At 43.6% G+C, this 9,791-nt stretch carries 6 protein-coding genes; 1 reads left to right on the top strand and 5 read right to left on the bottom strand.

Going from position 1 to position 9,791, the window contains the following annotated elements:
• Nucleotides 1–523: 523 nt before the first annotated feature.
• The 5 genes from serS to lrp form a co-directional block, all read right to left on the bottom strand.
• A complete protein-coding gene (gene serS / locus ABLA76_RS10085) occupies nucleotides 524–1,813 on the bottom strand; it encodes a serine--tRNA ligase (RefSeq protein ID WP_348987820.1) in 1,290 nt (429 codons plus the stop codon).
• A 120-nt stretch (nucleotides 1,814–1,933) separates the two neighbouring features.
• Entirely contained in the window at nucleotides 1,934–3,277 is a 1,344-nt protein-coding gene (locus tag ABLA76_RS10080; RefSeq protein WP_348987819.1) for a replication-associated recombination protein A, read from the bottom strand.
• 7 nt (nucleotides 3,278–3,284) lie between these two features.
• On the bottom strand, nucleotides 3,285–3,896 hold the full coding sequence (lolA, locus tag ABLA76_RS10075) for an outer membrane lipoprotein chaperone LolA (RefSeq protein WP_348987818.1): 612 nt from the start codon (nucleotides 3,894–3,896) through the stop codon (nucleotides 3,285–3,287).
• Between the two features lie 72 nt (nucleotides 3,897–3,968).
• Nucleotides 3,969–7,328 carry a DNA translocase FtsK 4TM domain-containing protein gene (locus ABLA76_RS10070; protein WP_348987817.1) on the bottom strand — a complete coding sequence of 1,120 codons (3,360 nt, stop codon included), beginning with the start codon at nucleotides 7,326–7,328 and terminating at the stop codon, nucleotides 3,969–3,971.
• A gap of 133 nt (nucleotides 7,329–7,461) precedes the next feature.
• Nucleotides 7,462–7,956, bottom strand: coding sequence for a leucine-responsive transcriptional regulator Lrp (lrp, locus tag ABLA76_RS10065; protein ID WP_004256338.1), 495 nt, complete (start codon nucleotides 7,954–7,956; stop codon nucleotides 7,462–7,464).
• An 850-nt stretch (nucleotides 7,957–8,806) separates the two neighbouring features.
• On the opposite strand from lrp, the gene trxB reads away from it, so the two are divergent.
• Nucleotides 8,807–9,766 carry a thioredoxin-disulfide reductase gene (gene trxB, locus ABLA76_RS10060; RefSeq protein ID WP_348987816.1) on the top strand — a complete coding sequence of 320 codons (960 nt, stop codon included), beginning with the start codon at nucleotides 8,807–8,809 and terminating at the stop codon, nucleotides 9,764–9,766.
• The last annotated feature ends 25 nt before the right edge of the window (nucleotides 9,767–9,791 follow it).

Here is a 9,791-nt window from a genome sequence, read left to right as displayed (position 1 = left end):
TTAGGTGGACTGATTGCTTACTGCCTTAAATTGAAGAAACCATCACTGAAAGTTTTCTACTTAGAAGAAGATGTTCCAATGATGGCTTAAGCAGAATTCGGGTTAATTTAAGTCTTTTCATTCCTGATTTTGGTTTTCTCCTGTTTAATTTATTGGATCCGTTATTCTCTGCTGGAATTATTGCCATTTGTGAAACGCAAAGAATGACTGGTAAATTTAAGTCCGGGAGGTTATTCATTGCCTTCACGATAAATGTAGTGCTTTATTGGCAATCGGTATCATTGTTTGTGGAATAAAAATATTAGGAATATCTTATTTCTGTTCTGATAATTTTTACGCTCCCTCTGTTCTTAAGAATCCTATTCACAGTTCCATTGAGCCTGGCAACATCTTATATCTCCTGTCTCAGTGTTTTTTATAAAAAAGAAACTCAGAAAGATGATGTAACTGTGACAAGTTAGCTTATGATAGTACTCGTAAAAAAGCGCCATATTCGGCGCTTTTTTATTAAGAATAGATGATATTAACCAATATATTCCAATCCATTCATATAAGGACGCAATACTTCTGGGATTTCAATGCGGCCATCTGCTTGCTGATAGTTTTCCATCACAGCAACCAGGGTACGTCCTACCGCAAGACCAGAACCATTCAATGTATGTACCAACTGAGTTTTCTTGTCATCTTTACCACGGAAACGCGCTTGCATACGGCGAGCCTGAAAATCCCACATATTAGAACAAGAGGAAATTTCACGGTAAGTATTTTGCGCTGGTAGCCAAACTTCCAAATCGTAAGTTTTTCTTGCGCTTGCCCCCATGTCACCCGTGCACAGCAACATTTTACGGTAAGGAAGATTCAGTAACTGTAATACTTTCTCAGCGTGCCCTGTTAATTCTTCCAGGGCTTCCATGGATTTTTCTGGATGAACAATTTGAACCAACTCAACTTTATCAAACTGGTGCATACGAATAAGGCCACGGGTATCACGGCCATAAGAACCGGCTTCAGAACGGAAGCAAGGTGTATGCGCCGTCATCTTCAATGGCAATACGCTTTCATCCAAAATTTCATCACGAACTAAGTTAGTGACCGGGACTTCCGCTGTTGGAATCAAAGCATAATGACTGCCAGATTCTTCTTCCAATGGTCTGGTATGGAACAGATCTTCACCAAATTTAGGTAACTGACCTGTACCATATAAAGAATCATGGTTAACCAGATAAGGAACGTAAGTTTCCAGATAACCATGCTGCTCTGTATGCAGATCCAGCATGAACTGGGCGATGGCACGGTGCAGACGAGCGATCTGCCCTTTCATTACAACGAAACGTGAACCCGTCAATTTAACCGCAGCCGCAAAATCAAGGCCGCCAGTCAGTTCACCCAATGAAACATGGTCTTTGATTTCAAAGTCATATTGGCGTGCTTCACCCCAACGGTTAATTTCCAGGTTATCACTGTCATCTTTTCCGTCAGGAGAAGAATCATCAGGAATATTCGGCATGCTTAATGCGATATTACGGATTTCAGCCTGCAACGTTTCCAGTTCAGCTTTTGCTGAATCCAATTTTTCTCCCAATTGATTCACTTCGTGACGCAGTGGTTCAATATCTTCACCACGGGCTTTAGCTGCACCAATAGCCTTCGATCGGGAATTACGTTCTGCTTGCAGGGTTTCAGTTTCAACTTGTAAAACTTTGCGGCGCTCTTCTAGTTTGCGCAGCATCTCCACATCAAGGGTATATCCCCTGCGAGCCAGTTTTTCGGCGACTGCGTCTAGCTCATTACGCAGTATATTTGGATCGAGCATGCTAGTCCTGTGCTTGTTGTTATTGAAAAATGGTTATTGAAGAATCGTCAAAAATCAAAAACTACAGCTTTTCGCTGTAATTTGGCATTGTTGGATATAAACCTTACCGTAACAGGAAAATTAACGATAGCGTTTTATTGGGCTATTTTGATCCTGTTCCATTAACCAGTTTAACTTTTCACCTATCTTACCCTCCAGCCCTCTGGCAGTCGGATAATAATAACGTGTTTGTGGCATTTCTGGCGGAAAATAGACTTCACCGGCGGCATACGCATTCGCTTCATCATGGGCGTAGCGATACTCTTCACCAAATCCAATTTCCTTCATCAGCTTAGTCGGGGCATTACGTAAATGGGCAGGAACGTCATAATCCGGTTTGTTTTGCGCATCCGCCATAGCTGCCTTGAATGCGGTATAAACAGCATTACTTTTCGGTGCACAAGCAAGATAAACAATTGCCTGTGCGATTGCCCTTTCTCCTTCAGCCGCTCCTACACGCGTAAAACAATCCCATGCAGCAATAGCGATCTGCATTCCGCGTGGATCAGCATTACCCACATCTTCAGAAGCAATTGCCAGTAACCGACGGGCAACATAAAGGGGATCACCGCCTGCGGTAATAATTCGGGCGTACCAGTAAAGCGCGGCATCAGGTGCTGAACCACGGATTGATTTATGCAAAGCAGAAATTAAATCGTAATATCGATCACCTTTATTATCAAACCTGGCACTTCTTTCCCCGCTCACTTCTTTCAGTAATTCCGGCGTCAAAACCCGTTGCGCTTGCGCATTGCTTTCTGCCATGTCTGACATCATTTCCAGCAAATTCAGTGAGCGGCGTGCATCTCCTGCCACAAGCTCTGCTATCATCTGGCGAGTATTATCTGGTAATACGATATTTTGCCCGCCAATGCCATGCTCTGTATCATTAATGGCCTGAATAAGTACCTGTTCAATTTCTGCCTTCGAAAGTGATTTCAGTAAATAGACACGGGTCCGTGACAACAAAGCTGAATTTAATTCGAAGGAGGGATTTTCGGTAGTTGCACCAATAAATGTGATTGTACCGTCTTCAATATGTGGTAAAAACGCATCCTGCTGACTTTTATTAAATCGATGAACTTCATCAACAAATAAGATGGTTCTACGCCCTGAATTACGATTTTGTCGTGCTCTTTCTATGGCTTCACGAATTTCTTTTATGCCAGAAGTGACTGCTGAAATACGCTCAATATCAGCTTGCGCGTAATATCCAATAATTTCAGCCAGTGTTGTTTTTCCTGTTCCGGGCGGTCCCCATAAAATCATGGAATGAAGATGACCGGCTCGGATTGCTCGCGGCAAAGGTTTTCCTTCCGCCAGTAAGTGTTGCTGACCGATATATTGATCTAATGTGACTGGCCGCATTCTTGCGGCCAGTGGCTGAAATTCATTTTGTGAAAAATCGAGAGAAAGATTGTCCACTTAAACCTCACTGGCGTTGATCATCCAGCGTGACACCTTCCGGTACGGTAAATTTGAATTTCTCCGTATCCACGTTTACATTTTGCTGCCCTTTCAACTGGTAAGCACTCTTTTGCCCATCCTGTTCAACAGCAGTAAATTTTCGGATTGTTCCTTCTGGTGTCACAGTAATTGAAAAATGTTTTAAATTGCCATTGGCACGATGAGGCGTCAGCTCAAAGCTATTACCGTTTTGCATAACCTTGTACTGTTTCCAGTCGGCAGGATCATTGCGGGCAATCAGCATAAATGGCGTGTTTCCCGTTACTTCTTTTAACCAATTCGCCGTCACCTGTTCAACAAAAGGATTATAAAACCACAGCGTCTTACCATCAGAAACCAAAACACTCTCATCAGGTGATGTCATATGCCAGTTAAACAAATTAGGGCGTTTGATCCAAAGTTCTCCCTCTCCTTTTTGGACCGTTGAACCATCATTGCTAGTCACTGTTTGAGTAAAACTGGCATGAAAACTATTCACCTTTCCCAAACGCCCTTGCAAATTCTGTGTCGCATCAGCCCAAGCAGAACCTATGCTCACCCCCATCATCAGGCAACCAATCAACATCAGTTTTTTCATGTGTGAGATACCTTCAATTCGTTTTATTATCAGCTATCAATTGCCGATACTGTTTACATTTCACAGCGATAATTAATGTTCATGGGGCGGAGGTGCCAAAACTTCACGATTGCCATTATGCCCAGGTGCACTCACTATCTGTTGTGCTTCCATTTGTTCGACAATCCGGGCTGCCCGGTTATATCCAATCCGGAATTGACGTTGCACGCCCGAAATAGAGACACGACGTTTTTCGACCACAAATTCAACCGCTTGATCAAACAGGGGATCTAGCTCTTCATCGCTATCAAATCCCATACTGCCTTCACCATCTTCTCCCCCTTTGACAATACTGTCTATATATTGAGGGCGGCCACGAGCTTTCCAGTCATTCACAACTTCATGCACTTCTTGATCGCGCACGAATGCACCATGAACACGTACAGGAATGGAAGAGTTTGGTGCCAAATAAAGCATATCCCCCATACCAAGCAATGATTCTGCACCACCTTGATCAAGAATGGTACGGGAATCTATTTTACTGGATACTGTAAATGCAATACGTGTCGGAATATTTGCCTTAATCAGTCCGGTGATAATATCAACAGAAGGGCGCTGAGTTGCCAATACTAAGTGGATACCTGCTGCCCGTGCTTTCTGAGCCAAGCGTGCAATTAATTCTTCCACCTTTTTCCCGACTGTCATCATTAAGTCGGCAAATTCATCAACCATAACAACAATATAAGGCTCTTTTTTCAGCATAGGATGCGTTGTATCCATACTGTCACCGGGTTTCCAGAACGGATCAGGGATCGGTCGCCCCATATTTTCGGCTTGCTTGATCTTGTCGTTATAGCCCGCAATATTGCGCACCCCCAAAGCTGACATCAGCTTATAACGTCGCTCCATTTCATTTACACACCAACGCAATGCATTGGCTGCATCTTTCATATCGGTGACAACTTCAGTCAATAAATGTGGAATGCCCTCGTAAACCGATAACTCAAGCATTTTCGGGTCAATCATAATAAAGCGAACATCCTCTGGTTTCGCTTTATACAGAATGCTGAGGATCATCGCATTGACCCCTACCGATTTCCCCGAACCCGTCGTTCCTGCTACCAATAAGTGAGGCATCTTACCCAAGTCAGCCACAACCGGCTGCCCTGCAATGTCTTTTCCTAAGACGATGGTTAACGGTGAAGGGTTATCACGGAATTTCTCACAGTCCAAAACTTCCCGCAGATAAACTGTTTGGCGTTTTTTATTGGGTAATTCCAAACCAACATAAGGTCGTCCCGGAATAACTTCCACGATACGGACGGCTACCGCTGAAAGCGAACGCGCGAGGTCGCGTGATAAGTTAGAAATACGCGAAGCTTTCACCCCAGGAGCTAAATCCAATTCAAATCGTGTGATAACAGGCCCTGGAGAGAATCCAACAACATCCGCTTTAACGCGATAATCATTCAAACGCGCTTCAATTAAACGAGAGGTTTGCTCAAGCGCAAACATATCAACCGGTTCTTCTTCCGCTGGCGGTTCTGCCAAAAGATCCAAAGAAGGCATCGGCGTCGTTGGCTTTGGTAATGGCTGATCATTGCGCATCAAAAATGGATGGAACAGGCTATCTTGCTGCGGTTGCTGCGGTTGCTGCGGTTGCTGCGGTTGCTGCGGTTGCTGCGGTTGCTGCGGTTGCTGCGGTTGCTGCGGTTGCTGCGGTTGCTGCGGTTGCTGCGGTTGCTGCGGTTGCTGCGGTTGCTGCGCAAAAATATGCTGATTTCTCGATTCGTGAGAATCAAGCGCCGTCGCTATATTTTTTTCCTGAACTTGTTGATTCAGTGGCTCTGTTGGCATAAGTACAGATTCAGTAGGCGCAGGTTGATTTACTTGGTAACGTTCACGTTGCTGTTGCTTAAATGCTATCCGCAACGCTTCTTCCTGTGCTTTTTGTACGTCTATCGGCTGTTCGTTTACTATTTGTTCGCCTATGATCTGGCTATTTGCGCTATTTTTCGTACACTCATCAGCTGCCGTTGGTTGCTTATGTATCAGCGTACTTGCTTCACGAGACGCTGACTCTCTGTTTCCTTCCTCAAAATCAACACCATAGCGCTCACGTTGCTGATAGAGGAATTGCTGACGCAACATGTCTTGCTGTTGGGCATCCATTCGCTGTTCATTAGCTTCTGCAACCAACTCATTCAGCCTCTCCTCTTCTTTCCGTTGCATGTGTTCTGCCAAGCGGTGAGAAGGCACTTTTATACCATACAATTCGCGACGGGTTGGGATCCTAACAGGATTAGGGCGTGGCATTTCAGGCCCAATACCTTGTTTAATCTGTGGATTCTTTACCACAACAGCAGAACTCGCAATATCCGCTGCCGTATTTTTCAAATGAACATGATCATTTGCAGGAAGAGTAAATGTCTCTGTTACATCATCTTGTGAATGCGTATTTGTGTCAGCAGAACTGTTTGTGGATAGATTTGAAATCGCCTGAGACGAGTCATCGGATTGTGAATTGGTATCTGATTGGTCATCATCCGGTAATTCAAAAGAATAGCGAACAGGTTCCTGTTCCTGAAATTGATCCAATGCTGGAGAGGTTGGAGAAGCGGCTGCAGGCTGTAACGCTGAATCTGTATTAGCTAATTCGGTTAATGTTGGAGCTGTCAATAATACATCATCTTCATCTGCGTCTGGCATTTCAGTAGCAACCGCAGATTTAACTATTTCTGGTTTATCTGCATGCTCTGCGGGTTTTTGTTCACTGGCTGAAAGTTCAGAACCTAACGTATTCTCTAAATTGTTTTCGTCATATTCAACATTATTGCGGCCACGATTGACGACAAAACTCAGTGAATCCAGAATAACTGCACCAATTTTTTCTGCAATCGTGAGCCATGACCACCCTGTAAACAATGTGAATCCAACGATCCAAATACCAAGCAGGGCCAATGTTGCCCCCAGGGTGCTAAACCAAGGCAGAATCGCATTGCTGAATAAATTACCAATGACTCCGCCAGCAGCAAAGTCATTTAAATCATCAATATTGAGGGCAGCCAAACCACATGACGTCAGTATCAGGGCTAAAGCACCAATAACGCGTAATGCAAGTGTGAAGAAATCAATGTACTCTTGCCTATCTTTCTGACGGAAAGCATTCCAGCAACCTAACAACATAAAGGGCGGGACTGCATAGGCAAGAATACCAAATGCCGAGAATAGCGTGTCAGATAACCAGGCACCAACACTGCCTCCCCAATTGTGGACGGGTTCATGCCATGACGTCTGTGACCAACTGGGATCAGATGGATTGAAGCTGATAAGCGCTACCATCAAGTACACAGCACAGATAGCAATAACCAACAAAACGGCTTCCAGAAGCCGGCGGCCACTACTTATCTTCTTTAATTTAACACGTTTGTCTTCTGTATATTCCTGGTTCAAGAAAGGCTCTCCAGGTTTTTTCTGTTGATTAAACGGAACAACGCTGAGGGTAGCTCAGCGTTGAAACTGTATGCATAAACAGGAGTGTACCTAAATTTTTCCTGTTTTGCATCTGTACATTTTAGATGAAAGTTTAACGAGTCTTAATCACTAAACGATTACTCTGCTTCACCTCTTCCATTACAACATAAGTACGGGTGTCATTAACACCAGGAAGACGTAACAGAGTTTCTCCGAGCAATTTACGATATGCAGACATATCTGGCACGCGTGTTTTCAGCAAATAGTCAAAATCACCAGAAACTAAATGACATTCTTGGATTTCTTCTAGTTTCTGAACAGCGGTATTAAATTGTTCAAATACATCTGCTGCACCCCGGTTCAGCGTAATTTCAACAAATACCAGCAATGATGCATCCAAATAATGAGGATTCAGCAAAGCCGTATAGCCAGAGATAAAGCCCTGACGCTCTAAACGACGCACACGTTCCAAGCAAGGTGTGGGTGACAAACCAACTCTCTTGGATAACTCCACGTTAGAAATACGACCATCTTTTTGCAACTCGTTAAGGATATTACGATCTATACGATCAAGATCTTTTCCTGGACGCTTCTTATTATCTATCATCTTATTGCTCTCTCTTTAATATTCCTACACCTAAAACATTTTCCCTATCTCTTTCAATCGGTTGAGCTGGAAAAGATGTCTTCAAAGGTTAACGCTCAATCTGCAACCAAGGTTTAAGAACTACTACAACTCTAGAAACAATCTCCCAGAATACGATTCCCCAGACCATAATCTCCCAGAATTCGATTAATTATCCCTTTTGCCTTCCAAGTTGCTGCTATGTTAGCTGTGCTCACTCACCCCAATCACTCAGTTACTCATATATCAGCCACTCATCACTCATATTAGTTTCTATGCGCTTGAGGGTTTGTTCCCTTGCCGCCGCACGACAACTTGGATCCATTAGGAATACGACACGATTTACCAGAACATTGCCTCTCAGAAACATCATTTCCCAGAACACTATTTCTTAAGATACCAGCTCCCAAAACACTAAGTTTTTCAGAAACAACTTAACGGCAATTTTTATATTCTATGAGAAAATCACCCATCCTAGTTTGTCTATTTTATAGAAACAATTGATTAGCAGGAGAGATAATTATCTCTTACACAGATGTTTTCGCAAATGCACAGCCGATTGTCAAAGTAAATGAACAAAAATCAGAACAACCTGCCAAATAAATTTTCAGTAAATCGTTTCGATAGCTTGTTTTATGTCTCATATGTATAAATGACGTTCAATTCAGAAAGTTAAACAATCGTCTCTTACAATACGATTACATCATAGTTACTATCTATCGGTAAAATCGTTAATAACATGAATATTTTATCTGATAATTGCTTTTTTTAACTTATTATTTCTCCTACAATCCCCAAATCTGCAATATGCGATAATGGAAATGAGGTATTCATGAGCACAGCCAAACACAGTAAACTTATCATTCTTGGCTCAGGTCCTGCTGGCTATACCGCTGCTGTGTATGCAGCCCGCGCTAATCTAAATCCCGTCCTCATTACCGGGGTTGAAAAGGGCGGCCAATTGACCACCACGACTGAGGTTGAGAACTGGCCCGGAGATCCTGAAGGGCTGACTGGCCCTGGCTTGATGGAGCGCATGTTCCAACACGCCGAAAAATTTCAAACAGAAATCATTTCTGACCATATTCAGAAAGTTGATTTCTCAAACAGACCATTCCGCTTATTTGGTGATGATCAGGAATATACCTGTGATGCTTTAATCATCGCTACAGGAGCATCAGCCCGTTATCTCGGATTGCCTTCCGAGGAGGCTTTCAAAGGTCGTGGTGTATCTGCCTGTGCAACATGTGATGGATTTTTCTATCGCAAACAAAAGGTTGCTGTAGTCGGTGGAGGCAATACTGCCGTTGAAGAAGCACTGTATTTGGCAAACATTGCCTCTGAAGTACATTTGATTCACCGTCGTGATACTTTCCGTTCAGAGAAAATCCTGATTGACCGTATGATGGAAAAAGTGAAGAACGGCAACATTATTCTGCATACTGATCGTGCGTTGGATGAAGTTCTGGGTGACGATATGGGGGTTACTGGCATCCGTATCCGCGACACGAAAAGTGATAATACCGAAGAACTGGATGTTACCGGCGTTTTCATCGCCATCGGCCATAGTCCAAACACGGGCATCTTTGATGGCCAGCTGGAACTGGAAAACGGCTATATCAAAGTCCAATCTGGCTTGCATGGTAATGCCACCCAGACTTCTATTCCTGGTATCTTTGCCGCTGGAGATGTGATGGATCATGTGTATCGCCAAGCTATCACCTCAGCAGGCACGGGCTGTATGGCTGCACTGGATGCTGAACGTTTCCTTGACGGGCTGGCAACTAAATAATCTATCTTTCCCAAAGCGCTATTCC

The organism is Xenorhabdus sp. SGI240, assembly GCF_040081915.1.
Lineage (GTDB): Bacteria > Pseudomonadota > Gammaproteobacteria > Enterobacterales > Enterobacteriaceae > Xenorhabdus > Xenorhabdus bakwenae.
The sequence above is the reverse complement of the archived record's forward strand: the minus strand, read 5'-3'. Positions and strand labels throughout refer to the sequence as shown.

Bases quoted from the DNA above. Each gene is read 5' to 3' on its own strand.
- serS (WP_348987820.1), bottom strand. From the start codon at position 1,813: ATGCTCGATCCAAATATACTGCGTAATGAGCTAGACGCAGTCGCCGAA.
- lolA (WP_348987818.1), bottom strand. From the start codon at position 3,896: ATGAAAAAACTGATGTTGATTGGTTGCCTGATGATGGGGGTGAGCATA.
- lrp (WP_004256338.1), bottom strand. From the start codon at position 7,956: ATGATAGATAATAAGAAGCGTCCAGGAAAAGATCTTGATCGTATAGAT.
- trxB (WP_348987816.1), top strand. From the start codon at position 8,807: ATGAGCACAGCCAAACACAGTAAACTTATCATTCTTGGCTCAGGTCCT.